Here is a 23,132-nt window from a genome sequence, read left to right on the forward strand (position 1 = left end):
TCAGCGCCCTCTGCTTTTAGGATCCAGCAGGTCGCGCAGACCGTCGCCGAACAGGTTAAAACCGGTGGCCGTGATCAGTATCGCCACGCCCGGAAACGCCGAATACCACCACTGGTCGAGAATATAATTGCGGCCATTAGACACCATCGCGCCCCATTCTGCGGTCGGTTGTTGCGCGCCAAGGCCGATGAAGCCGAGCGTCGCGGCCATCAGAATCGAGGTGCCGATATCCAGAGAAGCCTGCACCACTAACGGCGGCATTACGTTTCGTAAAACGTGCCAGGTAATCAGATGCCAGCGCGATGCGCCGAACGTCCGCGTGGCCTGCATATACGCCTGATGCCGTAACATCAGCGTCTGCCCGCGCGCCAGCCGCACATAAAAAGGAATACGCACCACGGCGATTGCCAGCATGGCGTTAAATAAACTCGGCCCGAGCGCGGCAGCCAGTGCCATCGTTAAGACCAGTGACGGTACCGACAGCATGATGTCCATGCAGCGCATGATCAGCGCGTCAACCACGCCGCCGACCACGCCGGAGAAACAACCGAGCAGCGAGCCAGTCGTGCCCGCGATAATGACCACCGCCAGCCCTGCGGCCACCGACTGCTGGCTGCCAATAAGAACGCGGCTGAACAGATCCCTTCCGACTTCATCAGTACCAAACCAGTGCAGCGCGGAAGGCGCCTGCAACCGGTCGGTGAGGCTGATGGCATTCGGGTCATGCGGCACCAGCCACGGCGAAAAAATCATGATAAACAACACGATCAACATGATCGCCAGCCCAAGCATGGTCAGCGGACTGCGGCTCAGTAAATGGAATGTGCGCCGCCAGCTGGCGAAACGCGGTTTGATGTCCGGTGCCACAATCTCGGCCCGGTGGTTATTGACGCCCGGTTCAATCACTGACATGCCTCACCCCTCACGGCCAATGCGCGGATCGATCCACACATACAGTAAATCCACACATAAATTGACGATGACGTACGCGAACGACACCACCACCGCAAAGCCCATCACCGCCGGGAAATCCAGCGCCTGAATCGAGTTCACCACGTACGCGCCCATGCCCGGCCAGGCAAATACGGTTTCGGTCAGCACCGCCCCGTAGAGTAAATCACCCATCGCCAGCCCGAGCACGGTGACCGACGGGATCAGCGCATTCGGCAACGCGTGGCTCAGGATCACCCGCCAGCGGGAAAGCCCGTTAGCGCGCGCCGTGCGGATGTAGTCTTCGCTCAGTTGCTCAAGCATCGCCGAGCGAATTTGCCGCGCCACGATACCCATGTGGACAAACGCCAGCGTCAGCGCAGGCATCGCCAGATGTTGCAGACTGTTCCAGAAGGCGTCCCAGTTACCAGTCAGCAGGGAATCGAGGACATAAAAACCGGTGATATTGGCCGGCGGATCCATCCAGTCATCCAGCCTTCCGCCACCCGGCAGCAGGTTCAGATGACCGTAGAACAGGATGATAACGCCCAGCCCCAGCCAGAATGCAGGCGTGGATATCCCCAGCACGGAAAGCAAACGCACCAGATGATCCGGGAATTTATTGCGATACACCGCCGACAGCACGCCAAGCGGAATGCCGAGCACAATCGCCAGAAACAGCGCACTGACCGCCAGTTCAAGCGTCGCCGGGAAGAACGCTTTCAGGTCTTCCAGCACCGGACGGCCGGTACGGATCGACGTGCCTAAATCGCCGTGCAGCAAATCACTGACGTAGCGGAAAAACTGCACGTACAGTGGCTGATTCAGCCCCAGTTGCTCACGGATATGTTCGACCATTTCATTACTGGCACGGTCGCCCGCCAGCAGGCGCGCCGGGTCACCCGGGATCATATGCGAGATGATAAAAGTGATTACGCAAACGCCTGCCATCACCAAAATCAAACCCCAGCATCTTTGTCGAATCAGAGTCCAAAAAGTCATCCTACCCCCCAGCCAATCCCCTAAATAATCCGGGCTGCAGGAAGGCGGCAAGCTCACAAGTCCCCGGGAGCATGGATATACCATGTGACCGGGGCGAATGAGTGCAGCCAACGCATCTGCAGTTCGAAGTATGACGGGGATTTATTTTTTACTCATTTGTGAAACGTTAAACACCTGCTCCAGCATCGGGTTGAAAACAAAGCCTTTAACGTCTTTGTTCATCGCCACCTGATAGTTTTTCTGGAACAGGTAAACGTACGCCGCTTCATCAATGACTATTTTCTGCGCCTGCTGGTAGTAGTCAGTGCGCTGTTTCTGATCGGTGACTGAAACGGCCTTTTTCAGCAACGCATCCACGTCAGGATTTGAGTAGAAGGAACGGTTACCCGGCAGGCCTTTTTTATCGGACTCGAACCAGTAATTCATGAACATGTACGGATCGGCGAAATCCGGGCTCCAGTTACCAATCGAGATGTCGTAATCGCCCTGCCCGATACGGTCGCGCATGGTGGCGTTAGCCAGTTTTTCCAGCTTCACGTTGATACCGGCCTGACCAAGGCTGGCCTGCACGGCAAGCGCGATGGATTCCCAGTTCGGATCGTTGTCGGAATACAGGAAGTCCAGCGTTTGCGGCTTGTCTTTGACTTTCCCGAGGTCAGCTTTGGCCTGCGTGAGATCTAAAGTGTATTGTTTCGCCCCCGGGTCGAAACCCCACATCCCCTCAGGGATTGGCCCGCGCATTTGCTTAGCATTACCGCCAAGAATGCCTTTCACCATGCCCTGATAATCCACGGCAGAAGAAATCGCGCGACGTAAATCCACCTGATTCAGCGGCGCTTTGGCGTTATTGAGATACAGATAGGTCACGCGCAATGAAGGGAATTCTTCAACCGCAACTTTGTCCTCTTTCTTGAGCGCAGCCAGCTGATCCATCGGCAGGGAATCGGCGATATCCAGATCCCCGCGCGACAGTTGCAGGCGGCGGGTAGCACTTTCACCGATAATTTTCACGGTCACACGTTTAAACGCCGGTTTCGTGCCGTTGTAATGCGGATTCGGCACCAGCACCAGTTGCTGACCTTTCTGCCAGCGATCCAGTTTATAAGGGCCGGAACCGGCAGTATGACCCGCCAGCCACGCCTTGCCTTCATCAGCAGGATTGGCTTTGGCAATTGCCGGATTGACGATGCCAGCGCCGTCATTTGCCAGCGTGTAGAGGAATGGCGCGAACGGCGTTTTCAGCGTAAAGGTCACCGTCATCGGATCGACCACCGTGACCGTCATGTCTTTCGGGAAAGCTTCCGACGGCCCCTGACCGATCTTCATCAGACGCCCAAACGACCATTTCACCGCGTCGGCATTGACGTCGGAACCGTCATCAAATTTAGCGCCCGGTTTGAGTTTGAACGTCCAGACCAGTTGGTCCGGTGACGCCGTCCAGCTCGCCGCCAGATCCCCTTCCACCTGCGTCGAACCTTTGCCGTCTTCGGTTTTGTACTGCACCAGACGCTGATACGCCGGATACGTGACCGTCCAGTCGTTGTTGTCGATAGTCACCGCAGGATCCAGCGTTTGCGGATCCGCCGCTTTACCAATCACCAGCATGTCTTTTGGCACGGCAGCCTGCGCGGCAAAGCTTAAGCCTGACAAGGCGAGAAAAATGGCACCGGCGACCTGGGTTTTCGTATTTTTGCGGAACGTGTTGATTGCTGTGTTGCTCATCGGAGAACTCCTGGCTCTGTCAAAAAGTGATAAGAGACGTGCAATAATTACGCGGCATTCACCGGCGGATAACAGCCGAACCGCTCTTCCAACAACGGATACGTTTTGGCATCCGGTAATTCAAAGTGCCACCACTCGCTGGTGATCCCCTTAAAGCCGCCCGCTGCCATCACGGCATTGAGCAACAAGCGGTTACGCTGGATTTGTGGCGGTAAATCGGGATAAAACGGATGCGAAACTTCGGTCATTTCATCAAAGCCCGCGCCCATATCCACCACATCACCCTGCTCATCCAGCAAGGTCAGATCCACCGCCACACCGCGGCTGTGGTGCGAACCGAGTTTGATATCCACGACGTAATCCGGATTAGGAAACGCCGCCCACAAACAGGCCTGCGCCGCCTGTGGCCGGTAAGCGTCATAGATTTTCAACGTGAATCCGGCCAGCTTCGCTACGTCGTTACAACGCCTCAGCGCGGCGGCCGCATCAGGATGTAACAGGCAGCGGGATTCGCGATAAATCGGCTGACCGGTCAGGTTATCGGCGGTGGCATATTTCAGGTCGATCACTGCATCGGGCAGAATTTCAGCCAGATCGACCAGGACAACATCAGGTGTTTTCGTATTCATCAATAAATCTTTCCGCTGGGTTAGAAGTTCAGGATTCAAATTGTCCAAGCTGTTTTTGCAGGATCCGGTTGCTGGCCAGACGCTGTTCCACCTCATTGCCGCGCAGTTCGAGCACCGCGGAACACAGCAGATTGAACAGGCAGCTTAGCGGCGCCATTGAATCCCAGAACTGGCCGGTGTCAGTTTTCACCTGCAACAAATCCACCGGATAATCGCGCGCCCACGGACAATAAATGTCGGTGATCAGTGCGACGTTCAGCCCGCGTTCGCAGGCCGCTTCGCAATAGGTTTGCGCCATCTTCGAATACGCGCGGGTGTCGGTCACCACCAGATACGGCTGTGCAAATTCTGAATTCAGGGATTCGACGTAGGTGCCTGAAAGTCCGTCAGCGAAATACACTTTTGGCCGTAAATACTCGAGATAGCTGGAAAAGTTATTCGCGATACCCCGCAGCGACTGAATGCCGAGAATAAACACCGCCTCCGCATCGGCCAGACGACGGCTGACCAGGGCAAAACTGTCCGTCTGCGCCAGCTGGTACACGTGATTAATGGCTTCCAGCTCGAGCGCCAATGACTGTTGCAGCTTTTCCTGTTGAGGCTGTTTACTGCGTTCGCGATACGCGCCAAGACGATCAGTGACCATCCACGGCTGATAAGAGGTGCCGCTTTGCAGCCGTAACGTTTGTTTGAAATGATCCAGATTGCGATAGCCGAGACTGCGCAGATAACGCCCGACAGAAATCCCGCTGGTCGCCGCACTGCGAGCAATGCTGTCCGCAGTTTCAAAAGGGATCTGCGACAGATTGGCCAGCAAATAACTGGCAATGCGTTTACCGGTTGGTGTCTGTCCGGCGAACGAGGCTTCGAGTTGCTCGATCACATCCTGCGCTGGCTGCATCGGTTAATCCTTTGTTGCTTCATTGTCAAAAAACTAGCTGCTGTTAGTGAAATAACAATGCACGGGGTGTGCCAGTTGCTGTAAATGAGTGAAATTTGTGCAGCAGATCTGCATTTATGACGTTTTTATGGCAGGTTCCTGGCAAAAAACGTGCAGAAGCTCGGCCAGAATCAAACTTGTCGATAACGGCTGCACAACAATCAGGCAACTTGTGTTTGCTTTTAGTGCAATCCGTCAGTGAAATGGCGCGAAGAGGGGAATAACTGGCAGAGGTTTTAATCACTTTGCCTTAATACTCAACAAGTTGAATATTAAGGCAGCAGTTGGGCAACTTTTTGCGTTAACCCTTTGACATGCTTCGGGGCAGTCGCTATTATTCGCCCCGTTCAAACGATTCCTCTGTAGTTCAGTCGGTAGAACGGCGGACTGTTAATCCGTATGTCACTGGTTCGAGTCCAGTCAGAGGAGCCAAATTAGAAAAGCCCGCTTAAGGAAACTTAAGCGGGCTTTTTGCTTTCTGATTGCATGACCGGAACGGTTAGCGTAATACCCCGCCCTTACATAGCAAATCCGAAATGGCTGCCGTCCGGCAGATCGATTTCCAAACGTAGCTTGCCACCGGCCGCTTCTACATACCGCTTCAACGTCGATAATTTCAGGTCACGGCCCGGCTTTTCTATACCCGCAACCGTCGGCTGTTTAATGCCCAACGTTTCAGCCATCTCACATTGTGTTTTGTTCATTCTTTCACGCAGTTCGGCCAGCTCAATGGTAATCAAAATATCGGCGGCCATTGCCTGTGCCTGCGCGGCGACCTCAGGTTTTACCGATGCCAGTAACTGTTCAAGGGTTCTGCTCATTAAGGTAATTCCTTTTCTATTATCGTATTCAGGTGCCGGGAAAATTCATTATCGGCAACCGGTATCATGACATCATAAAATCGTTTTTCATTTCCGGCTTTGTGTCCAGCGCAAAGCAATATACCTCTGCGTAAAGGGTCAAAAGCAAAAAACGCCCGGATGGGTTCGCCTTTACTCTGTATACGCAGTTCTTTCATATTACGATGACAGGAGTTATTCACTGTATCCGCGTAAGGCCTGGATAATGCAGGGCCTTTGTCTTTTAAGACGATCGCCAAAGCCAGTACACTCGCCTGCTCAACATCATCGAGACCATCAAACCAGCCATCAAATCTTTCTGTCGTACTAATTATCCACACAGCTACTCCTTGTCGATTATAGGTTAAAAGCTATATAGGTCAAATACTATAATCGAAAGGTACTGCCCGGAGGGTATCGTCACAAGGTGGAAGGTATAAATACGGAAGACGTCTTCCAGAAATTCGGGCGATGAAGACAAAATTCGGACGGAGCAGATAATAAGAATGGGTGCCTGAGGCCAACATGCTTCGTCAACAACCAAAAAGGTGGGGCGAACCCCACCTTACGGTTAGCTCTTAATTTCGTAGCTTAAGACTGCCGCAATCTCTGTCATACCCTGTTTGATATGTAACTCGCAGAGCGAGTCACGCACCATCCAGGTCCAGGCCAGCAATGTGAAACAAACCACGATGAGTCCGTGTAACACAAGCTTTCGCGACATCTTGCCCTCCGTTGCATTTCTGCTTTTAAGAGGCTATCCTGCTGTTGCTTAGACAAGTAGTGATAGCCTCGGGTTGATTTAAAAATCTCCTCGGGGCTTTCGTCTTATTATGCCTTGAACAACTATTATGTCTTTCTGCTCAAGCCGAATAAGCCTCAAGCACCCGCACGCATTCTAGCAGCTCCCGCTGTACAAAATCCCGTCAACCTGGCTGCACTCTGTCCTAATTTTCATCGGAATCCCCACCCCTGCGCTTTATGCAATATATCCTTATCATCAATCCGCATTAGACATCTAAACGGCTATCCCTTAGGATCGAACCACCTGGGATAACGACCTTACATAACGATGAAAATTAAACATTTACCTCTTGATCAAAATATTAATGGCTGGGCGGCACTGCGCGGGAACATACCCCGTCATCCTGCTTTACGTGGCGCAGTGACGGCTGACTGGCTGGTGATCGGCGCCGGTTTCGCCGGGCTGGCGTTTGCACGTCGCATTGCCGAGCTTCGTCCGCATGAGCATGTCGTGGTGCTTGAGGCGCTGGACGTCGCCGATAACGCCTCGGCGCGCAATTCAGGCTTTGTGATTGATTTACCGCATACCGTCGGCAGCACATCGGCTGAGCTGGAACACGCCAATGCGTACAGGCGTCTGTTGCAGTACGGTCTGCATCATCTGAAAGAGACCGTCGATAAGCATGACATTGCGTGCGACTGGCTGAATTCGGGGAAATACCATTGCGCCGTGAGCGAGCAGTTTGACGGTGAAATCGCGCATTATCAGCAGGAACTCACTACGCTCGGCGAAAGCTTTGAGCTGCTGGACAGAGCCGCACTGCGCCAGCGTCTGGGCACAGATTTCTACCGCAGCGCGGTGTATACGCCCAACTGTATTCTGGTGAATCCGGCGGCGCTGATCAGTGGTCTGGTAGCAACGTTGCCCCCGAACGTCACGGTTTATGCTAACTCGCCCGCGTTGCAGATTGACACTCAGGGCAGTATCCGCGCAGAAACGCCGCATGGCGAAGTGCGCGCGGGTAAACTGATGCTGGCGATCAACGGTGCGGCACGCGGGTTACCCTTGTTCAAAGGCAACGTTTTTGCCATGTCGACCTTTGCCACATTGACCGAACCGCTCACGCCGGAACAACGCGCACGTATTGGCGATATAGCGCCGTGGGGCTCGACGCCGGTGAATGCGCTGGCGGGCGCAACGTTGCGTTATACCGCTGACCACCGTTTCCTGATCCGCGAACACGTTAACTTTACGCCGGGTCTGGTGACCAGTGCGGTCGAAACTGGCCGTCATGCACGCCGCCATCAGGAATTATTTGCCCGCATTTATCCGCAGTTGCAGGACGTCAATATGGCCTACACCTGGTCGGGGTTGATCAGTATTACGCGCAACGGCGCGCCGGTATGGGGGAATATTGGGCCGAACGTGTATTCGTCGGCGGGCTGCAATGGCTCGGGTAGTTCCAAGCAAAGCGCGTTCGGGCGATTGCTGGCAGAGTATGCGCTGGGAGAGGATAATCCGCTGCTGGCCGATATGCAGGGCATCGGGCGCGCCAGTTATTTGCCGCCGCGCCCGTTCCTGGATGCCGGAGTGAAAGGCTTTATGGCTCGTGAACGCTGGCGCTCACGCACTGAAATGTAAACCCTGAACCTGCCGGTCGCCATACGCTGACGACCGGCTTTGTTAATGACGCTTATCGACGCGCGCCACAACACGATCTCCCAGCCACTGAATGCCACACACCATCACAATCAGTACGACGATCACTTCAATCATCACCACCGTTTCAAAACGCTGATAGCCGTAACGGATTGCCAGGTCGCCCAGTCCGCCAGCGCCGATAGCACCCGCCATCGCCGAAGCACCAATCAGCGCCACCAGCGTAACGACAAATCCGGACAATATCCCCGGCAACGCTTCAGGGATCAGCACATCCCAGACAATGCGCAATTTGCTGGCTCCCATGGCGCGAACGGCGTCAATCAGGCCGCGATCGACATCCCGCAACGAAACTTCAGCCACACGGGCGAAATACGGCGTTGCCGTGATCGACAACGGCACAATCGCTGCCCAGGTTCCGAGAGACGTGCCGACCAGAAAACGGGTAACCGGGATCAGTGCTACCAGCAAAATGATAAATGGCAGCGAACGGAATCCGTTAATGACCAGACCGAGCGAGCGGTTAACCCAGCGATTCTCGGCAATTCCGCCGGGGCTGCTCATCACCAGAATCAGACCCAGCGGCAAACCGGCTATCAGTGAAAACAGCCCGGAAATTGCGGTCATCAATAACGTTTCTTCGATGGCGTTAATCAGCAAATCAATCATTACCGGAGACATAACCTGTCAGCTCCACAGTGGCCTGGTGCTGTTGCAGCCAGTCTAAAACAACCTGCTCAGACGCCGAATCGTTCGCCGGCACTGAGAAGAAGAAACGCACGACGGCGTAATGCTGGATATGATCGACACCGCCCTGAATCAGGCGAAATTTGCCCGGTAAAGCGGTCGCCATCTGCGTAAGAATTTCGCCCTGCCTGCCCTGTTCGGCATACTGAACGCTGTAAATCGCCTCGCCCTGGCGTACCGCTGACAAGCGTTCGGCCAGCGCTTCCGGCAGTTGTGGCAGCAAACCCTGCAACAACGTTCGGGTCAGCGGGGATTGCGGATGCGCAAACACCTGCCACACCGGCCCTTCCTCGATAATTTCGCCGACATTAATCACTGCCACGCGATGCGCGATTTTTTTGATCACTTCCATCTCATGCGTGATCAGCAAAATGGTGATACCGAGTTTCTGATTAAGCGATTGCAGCAGTGCCAGAATCGAACGCGTCGTTTCAGGATCCAGCGCCGACGTCGCTTCATCGCAGAGCAAAAGCGCCGGATTGGCCGCCAGCGCACGGGCTATACCGACACGCTGTTTCTGCCCGCCGGATAAAGCCGCCGGATAGTTTTTAGCTTTGTCCTCCAGCCCCACCAGCGCCAGCAATTCGGCGACGCGCGCCTGACGCCGTGCCTTATCGTATCCGGCAATTTTCAGCGGCAGCGCGACGTTTTGCTCAACGGTTTTGGCTGAGAGCAAATTGAAGTGCTGAAATACCATTCCGACGCGACTGCGCACAGCCTGCAAGGCTTTTTCGCTGAGGCCGGTAATCGGACGCCCTTCGATTTCAATCACGCCTTCATCAGGCTGCTCGAGGCCGTTAAGGCAGCGGATCAGCGTCGATTTACCCGCTCCGCTTCGTCCGATAATGCCGAGGATTTCGCCCCGCCGGACCGTCAGCGAAACCTCTTTCAGCGCCTGCGTCGTACCAAACTGGCGGCTGACGCGGTGCAGACGCACGACATTCTCCGTGCCTGTGTGCGCCACGTCCCTGCCGGTATCTGTGAACAGCCCGGCGTTCACCGGGCGGGCATCGTCGTTATCTGAAGGCGTCGCGGTAAATTGCGCGCCGGTTTCAGAGAGGATCGTCATGCTTTACATCCTTACCAGGCCGTCACGCCGGTGCCTTTATAAACCTTATCAAACTCCTGTTTGACGGCATCATTCTGGTAAGCACTGACCAGCGTTTTCACCCATGGCTCGTTAACATTTTCTGTTTTCACCGCGATGAAGTTATTGTAAGGGTTACCTTTTACCGGCTCCTGCGCGATACGGTCCGCAGGCGTCAGGCCACTTTTCAGTGCCCAGTCGGTGTTGACAATTGCCGCGTCTAAATCAGGTACGGAACGGCCAATAATGCCGGAATCCAGCTCTTTGATGACCACATGGCGCGGGTTCTCAGTGATGTCCGCGGTTGTCGCGAAAATACCGGCACCGGGTTTGAGCTTAATGACGCCAGATTGCTGGAGCAGGATCAGGCCGCGTGCTTCGTTCGACGGATCGTTCGGCACACCAATCACCGAGCCTTCTTTCAGTTCGTCGGCTGATTTTACTTTTTTAGAATACAAACCGATTGGCCACACGGCGGTATCGCCCACGCGCACGATATTGTAGTGATTTACTTTGATCTGATTGTCGAGGAAAGGCTGATGCTGGAAGGCGTTGGCATCCACTTCCCCGTTTTGCAGCGCTTCGTTCGGCTGATTGTAATCATTGAAAATAACCGGTTTGACGGTCAGCCCTTTCGCGGCCGCCTGTTTAACCACTTCGCGCCAGACATCTTCATCTTCTCCACTGATAATACCGACTTTAATGGTCGTTTTGTCGGCGGCATGTGCTGCGCTCAGCGGCGCCAGAACGCTGGCGGAAAGAATGGCGGCTGAAGTCGCGGCCAGCAAAAATGCACGGTTAATACGGGTCTTAGAGTTGGTAAATGTCTTACGCATAGAGTATCCCCAAAAGTGTGATGAGAGGCCTGCACACGGCTGTGTTTCAGTGCAGGAATTTGGCGAGTATACCCATCGGCTTATTTCTTTATAATATTGTTTTAGCGATGGTTATTCTGAAAATGAATAACTGAAATGGGATAGTAAATCGATAAAAAAGCTTTAGACGCAAGGACAGAACATTGGCAATAAAAAACCCGCCGAGGCGGGTTTTCATGTTCAGCAGAAAGGCATCACAGGCGCGTTTTAAGATTGCGGCTCTTCAACCGGCTGGACTTCCAGAGACACCATCCCGATGCCCAGTTTACGTGGCTGGAAGCCGCCGCTGGTGCCTTCGGTGGGCTCGGTCGGTGCCGGTGGCGTGATGACAATACTCTGCGCCGCTTCAGGGTTAGTGAATTGCACTTTCACGATGCCGTCCTGATCGCCGAAGGTGACAAACTGTTCCTGATCGCCCACGCGCACGGAGACCGGTTTATCAATGTTATTGCCGTAAGCACGTGCGCGGATCACTACGTCAAATGTGGTTGGCAGCGGTTTGACGTAATCAATTTTCACCGAAGGTGCCAGATTAGCATCCGACCAGCGTCCCCAGTTTTCTACTGTCGAAACACCGGTAATCGCTTTCACCTGCTCTGGTAAACCCGGCACCATAAAGGCGATGGCAGGAGACTGATATCGCGTCGCTTCATCATCAATATTCAGGGTTTTCAGCGTTTGCTGATAAATGGCATTGCTGCCCGACGTGTCTTTTGCGAAATCGACTTTCCCTTTGAAGGTAGCACCGGTGACCTGCACGATAGACGGCTTCGCTCCGAGGTTACCTGACGCCACGCACAGACCGGTGTTCAGCGACAACTCCGGTGCCCAGACGCGCCCCATTTCGTAGCATTTATCCACCCAGACAAAGTTGTCACTGGTCGCCAGCCCCGCCAGTTGTTTTTTCAGCGGCGTGGAAAGATAAACGTCAAACATGGGTTCAATTTTGTCGCCGGTGACCTTCAGTATAAACGGCGTTTTGATGGTCATGCCGGAGAATGTGAAGGTATTGTCTTTGGTGTTCACTGCGTAATTTTTAATGCTGTTCGGGAAGCCCCACTGTTTGATAACCGCCGGTTTCCAGGCATTCACTTTGTCATCAATGTTGAGGAACTGCGCGGTCATCGAAGTGGCCGAAATGCCGCTGCGCCCGAGACCGATAAAGTTATCACCGCCCATAATATCGAGCACGGTAGCGCCGTTATCCAGCGTGCTGCGTTTCGCCGCATTCTGATCGGCAGCTGCCGGATGACGTCCGTCCATCACGAAGAACAGGTCTTTACGATTCTGTTTGGTGAGAATGTTATACGCCGTATTGTTCATCGCCAGATGATCGGAAGACACCACAATGATGGTGTTATCGTAATAACCAGATTTTTTAATTTTATCGATAAAGGCCGCAATCAGTTCCTGACTACAGGAAACCGCGCTCAGCGACTGGTTAGCCTTACCGTTCACTTTATATTCATTGCGGGTACAACCGCGCGAAATAAAGCCGTCCGGATGGTGGGTATCGACAGTCAGCGTAAACAGCGAGAAAGGCTTGCCTTCCTTGCTCAGCGTCACGAATTTTTTGTAAACCTCTTCCAGCAACGTATCGTCATACCAGCCCCAGTCATTTTTATAAGACGGGTCAGCGACAGTCGGACGCAGTTCGTTGTAACCATATAGATGGTCGAAGCCGTGAGATTTCAGGAAGGTGCCTTTACCGGCAAACGCCAGTTCTGCGCCCTGATAGAAATAGTTAGTGTATCCCGCGCCTTTCAGCACATCACCAATACAGACGTTTTCGGGATAGAAGGTCGCCAGCGCGCTGGAGGCATTGCCATCGAAAGGCGCAAAAAGTGGGATGCCACATTGTGAAGCGACCATGCCGGCGATGGTATAACCGGTACCCGGCACCTGTTTAGTATTCGTAAAATCAATACTTTGCGCTTTATGCTGGCTTAATTCAGTCGTCAGCCCCGGGAACACTTTGTCGTCAAAATAGGTCCGTTCGAGGCTTTCGCCATAGATATAAACCAGGTTTGGTTTTTTTGCGCCTTTAACGATTTTTTCCGGCACTTTGTAATAAGTATCGAAATCGGCGCCATGACCGGAGATCTGCGTTTTCACCAGGCGGGAGATATTCTGGAATGCCTGAGTTGAACCGACTGAGAACACGGCAAGCACTACGGCCAGCACGCTGTACATGACGCTGCTGTTTTTGGCACGGCGCTGTTTGAGTCCCCATGCCAGTAATGCAAAAACAGCAATCAGTCCGGTCAGTAAGCCAATGAATGGCAGGATATATTTATTCAGGCCTGCGCCCTTCAGGCTGCTGGTGACGGTATATAACACCGCATCCGTAATGCCTTCACCCGTGAAGTAATTACTGCCAATCAGAATGACATTCAGGATGACGTAAAGGCCGAGGAAAAACAGCACCAGCGAAAACCAGACGCGGCTGGCCGACGCCCTTGTGACGTAGAGGAAAATTGAGGAAAGAAATAAAATAAATGAAATTATCTCAGAAGCCATTTCAGCACCCTGTCTGATTAAAACAATAAACTCTGCGACCCTTCTCTGCCGCTTTACGGGCAGCGCCGACGGTTCAACTCATCGAGCGAATGACTGAGTTGTCATTCACTTCATCCCTGAGACAGGAAAATGTCATGCCAAAAACGGATAGCGCTATATAGCCTGTTGCCCTGAGAGGGTCAACGCCTTAACACTGCGTCAGGTCACTGATTTGTCCTAAAAAACTGACTTTTTACAAACTATTGACGACCGGCTGCGGATGATAACTCAGAAATTTAACGGCGCCGTCACTTTTCGGTAAGAATTGCATGATAGCCGATTAGTATGAGCGAAATGTGGAGGGAGATTGAAAATGCGAAAAATAGTTGGCGGGAAAGCCCGCGATACACGGTATTGCGGGCTTTGATAATGAAAAATCAGATTCCTCCCAGATAGGCTTTACGCACTTCCTGATTATGCAAAAGTTCATCCCCCGTACCGCTGAGGCGGATCTGCCCGTTAACCATCACGTATCCGCGGTCAGAAAGCTTCAGTGCATGATGCGCATTTTGCTCCACAAGAAAGATAGTCATCCCGCTTTGCGCCAGTTCGCGCAGGGTCTGAAAAATCTGTTTTACGATGATCGGCGCCAGCCCCAGACTGGGCTCGTCGAGCAACAGCAATTTGGGACGGCTCATCAGCGCACGGGCAATCGCCAGCATTTGCTGTTCACCGCCGGACATGGTCATCGCCCGTTGCTTTCGCCGCTCTTTAAGACGCGGAAAGAGGTCAAACATGGTTTGCAGATCTTCCGCGGCATATTTGTTGCCGATGGGAATGGTGCCCATCAGCAGATTTTCCTCGACGGTCATGTCCGGAAAAACCCGCCGCCCTTCTGGCGACTGCGCAATACCCGCAGAGGCCACAAAGTGCGTCGATTTACGGCTGATATCTTCGCCACGAAATAAAATCTGTCCGCTCTGCACGCGTGGCTGGCCAAATATCGACATCAGCAAGGTGGATTTTCCGGCTCCGTTCGCGCCAATCAGCGCCACGGTTTCTCCCTGATTCACCTGCAGCGAAACCTGCTGCAACGCCTGAATCGCCCCGTAATACACATTCACATCGCGAAACTCCAGCATCGCGTCACTCATAAACTGACCTCGTCGTCTTCATCAGCACCGAGATAGGCGGCAATGACTTTCTCATCATTTTGAATGGCATGGGGCAAGCCTTCGGCAATCACATCGCCGTGATCGAGCACGATAATATGGTCGGATATTTCCATCACCATGCCCATATCGTGTTCAATCAGCAGGACGGTAATGTCGTGGTGATCGCGCAGAAAACGGATGATTTTACTCAGCGTTCGCGTCTCTACCGGATTAAGACCGGCAGCCGGTTCATCGAGGCAAATCATCTCCGGCGCGGTACACATCGCCCGCGCAATTTCCAGACGCCGTTGCTGACCGTAAGACATCTCGCCCGCCAGCCGGTTGGCGCAATCCACCAGTTCGACGACTTCCAGCCAGTAAAATGCCCGGTCCAGCGCCTGATTTTCCGCACGGCGATAGGCGGGAGTATTGAGCACACCCGCGATCAGATTGCGGTTGGTTTGCATGTGTTGCGCGACCAGCAAGTTTTCAATCACCGACATTTCACGAAACAACCGGATATTCTGGAAAGTACGCGCCAGTCCGGCGCGGTTCACCAGATGTGTTCCGCCAAACATTTTGTAGAAAATTCGTTTTCCCAGCTGTGCCGGTTTTATCCAGTCATCCGGCTGGAATTTCTGACCGAGCACCTGAATGACGTTGGTGGTGCGGCGGCGGGTATTGAGCAGAATATTGCCGCCGGACGCTTTATAGAAACCGGTCAGGCAATTAAATACTGTGGTTTTCCCTGCGCCGTTCGGGCCGATCAGCGCGGTAATCGAGCCGCGTTTTACCGCCAGATTCACATCGTTCAGCGCCTTAATTCCGCCAAAATGCATACGTAAATGTTCGACACTCAGAATATTGTTATCCGCTAACGCTTCGCTCATGGCGCGACTCCTTTACGCGCGGCAAACCCGCTGCGGCTGATGCGGATTAACCCGCGTGGTCGCCAGATCATCATCACCACCATTAACACCCCGAACAGCAGCACGCGGTATTCGGCAAAACTGCGTAACAGTTCCGGCGCGACGGTCAGCACAAATGCCGCAAGCACCACGCCGATGGTCGAGCCCATCCCACCCAGCACCACAATGGCGAGGATCAGCGCAGATTCAAAGAAGGTGAAAGACGTCGGGTTGACAAATCCCTGATAGGTAGCGAAAAACACGCCCGCGATACCGGCAGTAGAAGCGCCAAGTGTAAACGCCGAAAGCTTAACCAGTACGTGATTAAGACCCATTGCGCGGCAGGCGATTTCATCTTCGCGCAATGCTTCCCACGCGCGGCCAATCGGCATGCGGGTCAGGCGGTGTTTGATAAACAGCACCAGCAACACCACCAGAACCAGCACCGCGTAGATGAAAATAAATTTCATATTCGGGTTATAGGTGAGATGGAAAAACTCGTGGAACGGCACGCCGCCCTCTTTCGCCCGTCGGCCAAACTCCAGACCGAAAAACGTCGGAGGTGGCGCGGAAACGCCATTCGGGCCGCCGGTGAACGACAACCAGTTAGTCAGCACCAGACGGATGATTTCGCCAAAGCCGAGCGTCACAATCGCCAGATAATCGCCATGCATACGCAGCACCGGAAAGCCCAGCAAAGCCCCGGCCAGTGCGGCCATCACGGCGGCCAGCGGCAGCATCGACCAGAATCCGAGGCCGAGATACTGATATCCCAGCGCCAGTCCGTAGGCGCCGATGGCGTAAAAGGCCACGTATCCCAGATCCAGTAGCCCGGCCAGACCAACCACGATATTCAGCCCGAGGCCAAGCAGCACGTAAATCAGCCCCAGAATAGCGACGGTCAGAATGTATTTAGTGGCAACAAACGGGAAGAAAATCGCCAGCACAATCAGCAGGGGCAATATCCAGCGCAGGTTGCTTTTGTGATCCGGCGGACGGACGTATACACCCGCGCTGTCGGATTCGAAGCGCGCACGCGTTTTCTGTCCGGCTGCGGTTTCCAGAAAAGCGCTAAGCAAAAAACGTCCGAGCATGACAGCGGCGATAATCCAGATTAGCCGCTGGGAATGAAAGTTAAAGCTATAGCCGTCCAGCACCACGCCGACCACAGGTCCGAAAATAATCAACGCCACCAGTCCGGCGAAAATGGCATCCAGCAGGCAGCGTTTAAGCGAAAATCCGCCGCTCACAGCAGTTTGTGTCGTCATTTTATTTCCCTCACACTTTCGTCACGACCGGACGGCCCAGCAGGCCCTGAGGGCGGAAAATAAGGATCACCACCAGCAATCCAAAAGAGAACACGTCTTTGTAATCGGAATTCACCATGCCCGAGAACTGCGCTTCGGCGATACCCAGTATCAGGCCGCCGAGCATCGCGCCCGGTAACGATCCGATCCCACCGAGTACCGCTGCGGTAAAGGCTTTGATGCCGATGATAAATCCGGCATAGAAATCAAAAGTGCCGTAGTTCATGGTGACCAGTACGCCTGCCAGCCCCGCCATCGCCGCGCCGATCATAAAGACCAGCGAGATAATGCGATCGGTGTTGATGCCGAGAATTGAGGCCATTTTTCTGTCCTGCTGTACCGCACGACACATACGACCGAGTTTGGTGTTGCTGATAATCCACGACAAAACCAACATGCCGACAAGGGACGCCACCAGAATGAACAGTTTGGTGTAGGTCATCTGGACAAAGCTGTCTCCGATATGAAAACGCAGCGCGCCATCAAACATCGTAGGAATGCCCTGCTGTCGCGGTCCCTGACTGATTTGTGCGTAGTTCTGCAAAATCAGCGACATGCCGATAGCAGAAATCAGCGGTGCAAGGCGCGTGGAATTTCGCAGAGGTTTGTAGGCAATGCGCTCAATCGCCCAGCCGTAAACGCCGGTCACCACGATGGTGAACACCAGTGTGCCGAGGATCAGCAGCGGAAAAGAGTGCAGCCCGAAGAAGGAAAGCAGCGCCAGCGCGATAGCGCAGAGGTAAGCCGAAATCATATACACTTCGCCGTGAGCAAAGTTGATCATGCCGATAATACCGTAAACCATGGTGTAGCCGATGGCGATGAGACCGTAGACAGCACCGAGCGTAATGCCATTAAACAGTTGTTGCAGGAAGAATGAATCCATAAATACGCAGTCTCTTTTTGTGACCGCGCCTGGCTAAGAGCGCGGTCTGACACAGATTAGAACTGGCAAATCAAAATGAGTTATTCCTTAACTTCCTGATATTTGCCTTTGTCATCCCACTTATAAACCACGTAATCAGAGACTTTCAGGTCGCCTTTGCTGTCCCAGGCCTTTTTACCCATGACGGTATCGACACTGTTGGCTTTAAGCCAGGCGCTGGCTTTGGCAGAATCGCTGCCGCCGGTGGCTTTGAAGGCGGCGGCAATGGCCTGCACGGACGCGTAGGAATAGAGGGTGTAACCTTCCGGCTCGAATTTGTTGGCGCGGAATTTATCGATAACGGCTTTGCCGTCCGGGATCAGACGCGGGTCTTTGCCAAAGGTCATCAGAATGCCATTGGTGTATTGGGGACCGCCGGCAGCGGTGACCATTTCTTCGTTGACGATACAGTCACCGGAGAAGAACGTCGCCTGAACGCCCTGCTCACGCATCTGGCGAACTAACGGACCGGCTTCCGGATGGCAGCCGCCAAAGAACACCACATCTGGTTTCTGCGCACTGATTTTGGTAACCAGCGCATTAAAGTCTTTTTCGCCGCGCGACAGGCCTTCATACATCACTTCTTTCACGCCGCGTTTGTTAAGCGCTGCTTTGGTGGCATCCGCCAGCCCCTGTCCGTAGGTATCTTTGTCGTGAATGATGACCACTTTTTTGGCTTTCAGTTTGTCGATGATGTAATCGCTGGCCACCAGCCCCTGCTGGTCATCGCGCCCACACATACGGAACATATCGCTCATGCCGCGTTCAGTGATCTGCGGATTAGTTGAGCCCGGCGTGATGGCGATAATCCCGGCGTCGTTATACACCTCAGACGCAGGCATGGTAGAGGATGAACAGAAATGTCCGACCACTGCCTGCACTTTATCCTGATCTACCAGCCGGTTAGCCACCGCGACCGCTTGTTTTGGCTCGCAGGCATCATCACCCTGAACCAGTTTGATTTTCTCGCCGTTGATCCCGCCTGCGGCATTAATGTCTTCGGCGGCCTGAGTCGCCCCATGCCAGTACTGATCACCATAAGTGGCATTCGGACCGGTGAACGGACCGGCAACCCCAATCACAATATCCGCACGCGCGGAGAAGGCCGTGACCAGACAACCAGCCAGTAAAAGAGAGAGAGGACTTTTCATAAATTTCATCGACATCATCATGATCCTTAGGACTGAGTTTATGCAAACGGGTTATGGGCAACGCATGCAGCAAAAACACCAACGCAAAGTCGTAATCTGAAAATCTGAAATTTAAAGCACAAGCCAATGGAGGGGAGATCCCGTTTGTCCACCGCTGGCGGACAACATCAAAGGTAAGAAACTTAAGCAAAATATCTGCCAGTGTTACCCGACGTCTGTGATTGTTACGGTTATGTGAGTATAGATAGCGCCTGTCAGGCGTTGCGGGGAACTCGCAGAAACAACGACGGGATCACATCGCACCGCACTGGTGCTGAAAAGAATAGGAAAATAACGATACCGGAACGCCCTGCACCAAAATGTAACGTTAAGTTCCCCACGGCTAATCCGTTGATATATTTTTTCTTTGCTTCTTTCGGCGGGTTGTTTTGTAATGCGGTCAGATGATTGCAACAGGAAACGACTGAACAATGAAGAAATTATCCTGCCTGACGGCGATTGTGCTGGCCATGGGATTATCAGGCTGTGCCAGTGATTATGTGATCAACACCAAAGCGGGCGACCAGTTTTTCGCCCACGGTGAACCCGACCGTGACCGCGATACCGGCATGACCAGCTACACCGACATGAACGGCGATTATCATCTGATGAACACCAATGATATCGCGGGCATTGTGAAGAAGTAGGCGTGACCGATGGGAATTACATTTTTTCGACAGCCCGACCGATGAATTACACGGCGGGCTGAATAAAACAGTCATGCTATAGGTACCTGAACGGCCCGTAATAACACGACTGTTTTGAGGATAAAATTACTCAGTAATAAAACGCGAAACAGACGACGCCAGATTTTGTGCCTGATCCCGCAGCGCATTAGCAGCAGCAGAAGACTCTTCCACCAGGGCCGCGTTTTGCTGAGTCACGCTGTCCATCTCCACTATGGCTTGCCCTACCTGAGATATTCCCCTGTTCTGTTCATCCGATGCCTGCGTAATTTCATTAAGTATTTCGGTAACGTTAGCCACTTTAGTCACAATGTCATGCATGGTGGTTCCCGCCTGTTCTACCAGCTCTGACCCTGCATTAATTCGCTCTACCGATTCACCAATTAAACCTTCTATCTCTTTTGCAGCCTGAGCACTACGTTGCGCCAGACTTCTCACTTCACTTGCCACCACAGCAAATCCCCGCCCCTGTTCTCCTGCACGCGCCGCTTCAACGGCCGCATTGAGAGCCAGAATATTGGTCTGAAAAGCGATGCTGTTAATTACCGTTGTAATGTCAGCAATTTTTGCTGAGCTCGCCGTGATTTCATTCATCGTTTTCACCACATGAGAGACCAGTTGCCCGCCTTTGTTCGCCGTTTCCGAAGTACTGCCCGCCAGTTGGCTGGTGTGATGAATATTGTCTACGTTCTGTTTAACCGTCGCCGTTAACTGCTCCATGCTGGCCGCCGTTTCTTCAAGCGCAGCCGCCTGTTCCTCAGTACGTGCGGATAAATCATTATTTCCTGCCGCAATTTCTGCGGAGGCATGGCTTACCTGCGTCACGCCGGCACGAATATCACCGATGATACGGCGAAGATCGGTGTTCATCTCATCTACTGCTTGCATCAGTTCGCCCAGTTCATCACGACGCGTGGTATTGAGATGAGCTCTTAAATCACCGCGCGCTATCTGTCGCGCAACCTCAAGCGTGTCAGCCAGAGGCTTCACAATCTGGCGGGAAATGATCAGCGCAATGCCAATACTTAACAAGACGGCGGCCCCCAAAAGTGAAGCCATCCATATCACTGCCTTTCTAATATCGTCATGAGCCGCACTCAGTTCCGATTCAAAGATATTGTCACTCAGGGTCGTCAGCTTGCCGCCTGCTTTTGCAAGCAGCTGAGTCGCTTCCTGCTCAGCAATATAGGAACGCAGGTAATCACTGGCACTCTCCTTTTTAGCCGAGACCGAGCGTTCAACGTCTTCAAGTGCGCTGACATCCGCCGGATTTAGCTGGGATTTGACGGCATTCATTTGCTGAATCGATTCAATCATAAAACCTGTTAAAGCGTTAAGTGACTCATCAGTATTCTCAAACTGGAGAAGTTTCACACGCGTCGCCACACCGTCGATGTGACGGACAATATCAGCTAATGCTGTCGCGGTGGCTGCGCGCGTCGGATCTTGTGCGTAGGACTGCGCCAAACTTTTGATTGTTGACTCTTCACGGGTCAGCACAAAACGACTCACAACAAGATCACGTTGCTGTGTCTCGCGGACAGTTTGAGCACGTTTATCGCGATACGTCTTCATGACTTCTGACATGTCATTAAGCATCTCCAGGTGCTTTGTATCCCATTGAAGCGACCTGAGACTTTCAATTTTCTTATCAACCTGCTGCAAGTTCATCTCATTCATGGCGATGTATTTTTCATCATGCGTTTTCACATATTCCAGTCTTTCAGCTTTTGCCATAGCAAACTGGTCAGTTATTACTTTCAGCTGGCTTATTTTGTCTGCCCGGATGGAAATATCATTCAGATTTTTAATACCGCACAAAGTAACTGCAATGCTTAGCAATAAGACAAGTCCGAAACCAAATGCTAATTTTTTCCCGACTTTTAGATTTTCAAAATATTTCATAAACATTTTCATGGCTCTCCATTATTTTTATAAAAACAGTTGTATGTGAAGCACATGGAGTATCGGCAGGCTATAAAAATTAATTAATGGAAAACTCATTTTCTTAAGTTACATAAGTCGGTAATTTAACAGCAATAAAACCTTATTCTTTGTATGAAAACTTAATTGCCTAAACTTTGCGTATTAATGGTGAAGTGATTCATTTTAAGAAAGTATTATTTTAATGTGCTGCTGTTATTAAATAATGAAGATGTGGTCTGCGCATATACCGCGCAACGTCAGGTTCAGCGGCGTGGGCATAAAAAAACCGGGCGAAAGCCCGGTTTCTTATGCTTTGAACACCGTTCTCAAACCCGAAAACATTCGAGTCGCAGCAAGGTGGTTTGAAGGATGAAGGGGATTACAGCCCGTTTTCAGCAATATCCATGGCGAAATAGGTCAGGATAATATCTGCACCCGCACGTTTGATCGCGCCCAGGCTTTCACGCACCACGGCGCGCTCATCAATGGCACCGGCTTGTGCCGCGAACTTGATCATCGCGTATTCGCCGCTGACCTGATACGCCGCCAGTGGCAGACGGGAGGCTTCACGGATATCGCGGATCACATCCAGATACGCGCCAGCGGGTTTCACCATCAGCGCATCGGCGCCTTCGTGCTCATCCATCAGTGATTCGCGCACGGCTTCGCGGCGGTTCATCGGGTTCATCTGATATTGCTTACGGTTGCCTTTCAGCACGCTGCCGCCCGCTTCACGGAATGGCCCGTACATGGATGACGCAAACTTAGTGGAGTAGGCCATGATCGAGGTATCGATGAAACCGGCTTCGTCCAGCGCGCTGCGAATGGCCTGTACCTGACCGTCCTGTGCAGCGGATGGCGCAATGAAATCTGCACCTGCTGCGGCAGCAACTACGGCCTGTTTGCCGAGGTTAATCAGCGTCGCGTCGTTATCTACGCCATGGTCGTGCAGCACGCCGCAATGGCCGTGCGAGGTGTATTCGCAGAAACAGGTGTCGGACATGACGATCATTTCAGGCACGGTGTCTTTACAGATACGTGCCATACGTGCGACCAGACCGTTTTCGTTCCAGGTGTCACTGCCGGTGGCATCCATATGATGCGAAATACCAAAAGTCATGACCGAGCGGATACCGGCGCGGGCGTAACGTTCGATTTCAAACGCCAGGCGAGATTCGGGAATGCGCAGCACGCCGGGCATAGCTTCGATCGGTACGTATTCAGAGGTCTCTTCTTCTACGAAAATCGGCAGTACCAGATCGTTGACGCTAAATTCAGTTTCCTGAAAAAGAGTGCGCAGGGATTCGGACTGTCTCAGGCGGCGAAGGCGTGAGCTCGGGAACTGATTCGACATGAAAACTC

Annotated in this window: 21 protein-coding genes and 1 tRNA gene; 3 read left to right on the top strand and 19 right to left on the bottom strand. The window is 52.8% G+C overall.

All coding sequences use genetic code 11. The features are described from left to right. From ddpC to ACM615_RS06765, 5 genes are all read right to left on the bottom strand, one after another. Entirely contained in the window at positions 1-912 is a 912-nt protein-coding gene (ddpC, locus tag ACM615_RS06745) for a D,D-dipeptide ABC transporter permease (protein ID WP_132963852.1), read from the bottom strand. Positions 913-915: 3 nt separating this feature from the next. Further along, positions 916-1,932, bottom strand: a complete 1,017-nt coding sequence (locus ACM615_RS06750) for an ABC transporter permease (RefSeq protein WP_120161840.1) — start codon at positions 1,930-1,932, stop codon at positions 916-918. A gap of 141 nt (positions 1,933-2,073) precedes the next feature. Continuing rightward, positions 2,074-3,654, bottom strand: a complete 1,581-nt coding sequence (locus ACM615_RS06755; RefSeq protein ID WP_132963851.1) for an ABC transporter substrate-binding protein — start codon at positions 3,652-3,654, stop codon at positions 2,074-2,076. A 47-nt stretch (positions 3,655-3,701) separates the two neighbouring features. Beyond that, complete coding sequence (gene ddpX / locus ACM615_RS06760; RefSeq protein WP_129638597.1) at positions 3,702-4,283, bottom strand: D-alanyl-D-alanine dipeptidase; 582 nt, start codon at positions 4,281-4,283, stop codon at positions 3,702-3,704. Between the two features lie 28 nt (positions 4,284-4,311). Then, positions 4,312-5,184: a MurR/RpiR family transcriptional regulator gene (locus tag ACM615_RS06765; protein WP_431011686.1), complete on the bottom strand. Its 873-nt coding sequence runs from the start codon at positions 5,182-5,184 to the stop codon at positions 4,312-4,314. Positions 5,185-5,579: 395 nt separating this feature from the next. Here ACM615_RS06765 and ACM615_RS06770 point away from each other — a divergent pair. Next, positions 5,580-5,655 (top strand) — tRNA-Asn (locus ACM615_RS06770). 86 nt (positions 5,656-5,741) lie between these two features. Here ACM615_RS06770 and ACM615_RS06775 read toward each other — a convergent pair. From ACM615_RS06775 to ACM615_RS06785, 3 genes are all read right to left on the bottom strand, one after another. After that, on the bottom strand, positions 5,742-6,044 hold the full coding sequence (locus ACM615_RS06775; protein WP_120161836.1) for a helix-turn-helix domain-containing protein: 303 nt from the start codon (positions 6,042-6,044) through the stop codon (positions 5,742-5,744). After that, positions 6,044-6,403 (bottom strand): type II toxin-antitoxin system RelE/ParE family toxin, encoded by a 360-nt coding sequence (locus ACM615_RS06780; protein WP_129638595.1) that lies wholly within the window; start codon positions 6,401-6,403, stop codon positions 6,044-6,046. The genes ACM615_RS06775 and ACM615_RS06780 overlap by 1 nt, the downstream gene beginning before the upstream one ends. Positions 6,404-6,633: 230 nt before the next feature. Then, entirely contained in the window at positions 6,634-6,786 is a 153-nt protein-coding gene (locus tag ACM615_RS06785; RefSeq protein ID WP_112290661.1) for a Hok/Gef family protein, read from the bottom strand. Positions 6,787-7,134: 348 nt separating this feature from the next. On the opposite strand from ACM615_RS06785, the gene ACM615_RS06790 reads away from it, so the two are divergent. Next, positions 7,135-8,448: an NAD(P)/FAD-dependent oxidoreductase gene (locus ACM615_RS06790; RefSeq protein ID WP_159281536.1), complete on the top strand. Its 1,314-nt coding sequence runs from the start codon at positions 7,135-7,137 to the stop codon at positions 8,446-8,448. 42 nt (positions 8,449-8,490) lie between these two features. On the opposite strand, the gene ACM615_RS06795 is transcribed toward ACM615_RS06790, so the two are convergent. The 9 genes from ACM615_RS06795 to ACM615_RS06835 form a co-directional block, all read right to left on the bottom strand. After that, a complete protein-coding gene (locus tag ACM615_RS06795; protein WP_120161833.1) occupies positions 8,491-9,147 on the bottom strand; it encodes a methionine ABC transporter permease in 657 nt (218 codons plus the stop codon). Then, positions 9,128-10,282 carry a methionine ABC transporter ATP-binding protein gene (locus tag ACM615_RS06800; RefSeq protein WP_431011687.1) on the bottom strand — a complete coding sequence of 385 codons (1,155 nt, stop codon included), beginning with the start codon at positions 10,280-10,282 and terminating at the stop codon, positions 9,128-9,130. Before ACM615_RS06800 ends, ACM615_RS06795 begins: the two co-directional genes overlap by 20 nt. Positions 10,283-10,293: 11 nt before the next feature. Then, on the bottom strand, positions 10,294-11,136 hold the full coding sequence (locus tag ACM615_RS06805) for a MetQ/NlpA family ABC transporter substrate-binding protein (RefSeq protein WP_431011688.1): 843 nt from the start codon (positions 11,134-11,136) through the stop codon (positions 10,294-10,296). 246 nt (positions 11,137-11,382) lie between these two features. Then, the gene (gene opgB, locus ACM615_RS06810) at positions 11,383-13,695 is read right to left on the bottom strand and encodes a phosphatidylglycerol--membrane-oligosaccharide glycerophosphotransferase (protein WP_129638590.1); all 2,313 of its coding nucleotides are present in this window, start codon (positions 13,693-13,695) and stop codon (positions 11,383-11,385) included. 416 nt (positions 13,696-14,111) lie between these two features. Then, on the bottom strand, positions 14,112-14,828 hold the full coding sequence (locus ACM615_RS06815) for an ABC transporter ATP-binding protein (RefSeq protein ID WP_431011689.1): 717 nt from the start codon (positions 14,826-14,828) through the stop codon (positions 14,112-14,114). Next, a complete protein-coding gene (locus ACM615_RS06820) occupies positions 14,825-15,718 on the bottom strand; it encodes an ABC transporter ATP-binding protein (RefSeq protein ID WP_129638588.1) in 894 nt (297 codons plus the stop codon). The genes ACM615_RS06815 and ACM615_RS06820 overlap by 4 nt, the downstream gene beginning before the upstream one ends. Continuing rightward, on the bottom strand, positions 15,715-17,004 hold the full coding sequence (gene livM, locus ACM615_RS06825) for a high-affinity branched-chain amino acid ABC transporter permease LivM (RefSeq protein ID WP_132963846.1): 1,290 nt from the start codon (positions 17,002-17,004) through the stop codon (positions 15,715-15,717). Before livM ends, ACM615_RS06820 begins: the two co-directional genes overlap by 4 nt. Positions 17,005-17,014: 10 nt before the next feature. Beyond that, positions 17,015-17,929 carry an ABC transporter permease subunit gene (locus ACM615_RS06830; protein WP_120161826.1) on the bottom strand — a complete coding sequence of 305 codons (915 nt, stop codon included), beginning with the start codon at positions 17,927-17,929 and terminating at the stop codon, positions 17,015-17,017. Positions 17,930-18,009: 80 nt separating this feature from the next. Beyond that, positions 18,010-19,134 carry a branched-chain amino acid ABC transporter substrate-binding protein gene (locus ACM615_RS06835; RefSeq protein ID WP_120161825.1) on the bottom strand — a complete coding sequence of 375 codons (1,125 nt, stop codon included), beginning with the start codon at positions 19,132-19,134 and terminating at the stop codon, positions 18,010-18,012. Between the two features lie 455 nt (positions 19,135-19,589). On the opposite strand from ACM615_RS06835, the gene ACM615_RS06840 reads away from it, so the two are divergent. After that, on the top strand, positions 19,590-19,805 hold the full coding sequence (locus tag ACM615_RS06840; protein WP_129638586.1) for a YgdI/YgdR family lipoprotein: 216 nt from the start codon (positions 19,590-19,592) through the stop codon (positions 19,803-19,805). 126 nt (positions 19,806-19,931) lie between these two features. Here the strand turns inward: ACM615_RS06840 and ACM615_RS06845 are convergent, their stop codons facing one another. Together ACM615_RS06845 and hemB are read right to left on the bottom strand one after the other, a co-directional pair. After that, positions 19,932-21,761 carry a methyl-accepting chemotaxis protein gene (locus tag ACM615_RS06845; protein WP_431011690.1) on the bottom strand — a complete coding sequence of 610 codons (1,830 nt, stop codon included), beginning with the start codon at positions 21,759-21,761 and terminating at the stop codon, positions 19,932-19,934. Positions 21,762-22,149: 388 nt separating this feature from the next. Beyond that, positions 22,150-23,124, bottom strand: a complete 975-nt coding sequence (gene hemB, locus ACM615_RS06850) for a porphobilinogen synthase (protein ID WP_112290678.1) — start codon at positions 23,122-23,124, stop codon at positions 22,150-22,152. Positions 23,125-23,132: the final 8 nt, after the last annotated feature.

The sequence above is a fragment of the Rahnella sp. PAMC25617 genome (assembly GCF_050606005.1).
GTDB lineage: Bacteria > Pseudomonadota > Gammaproteobacteria > Enterobacterales > Enterobacteriaceae > Rahnella > Rahnella variigena.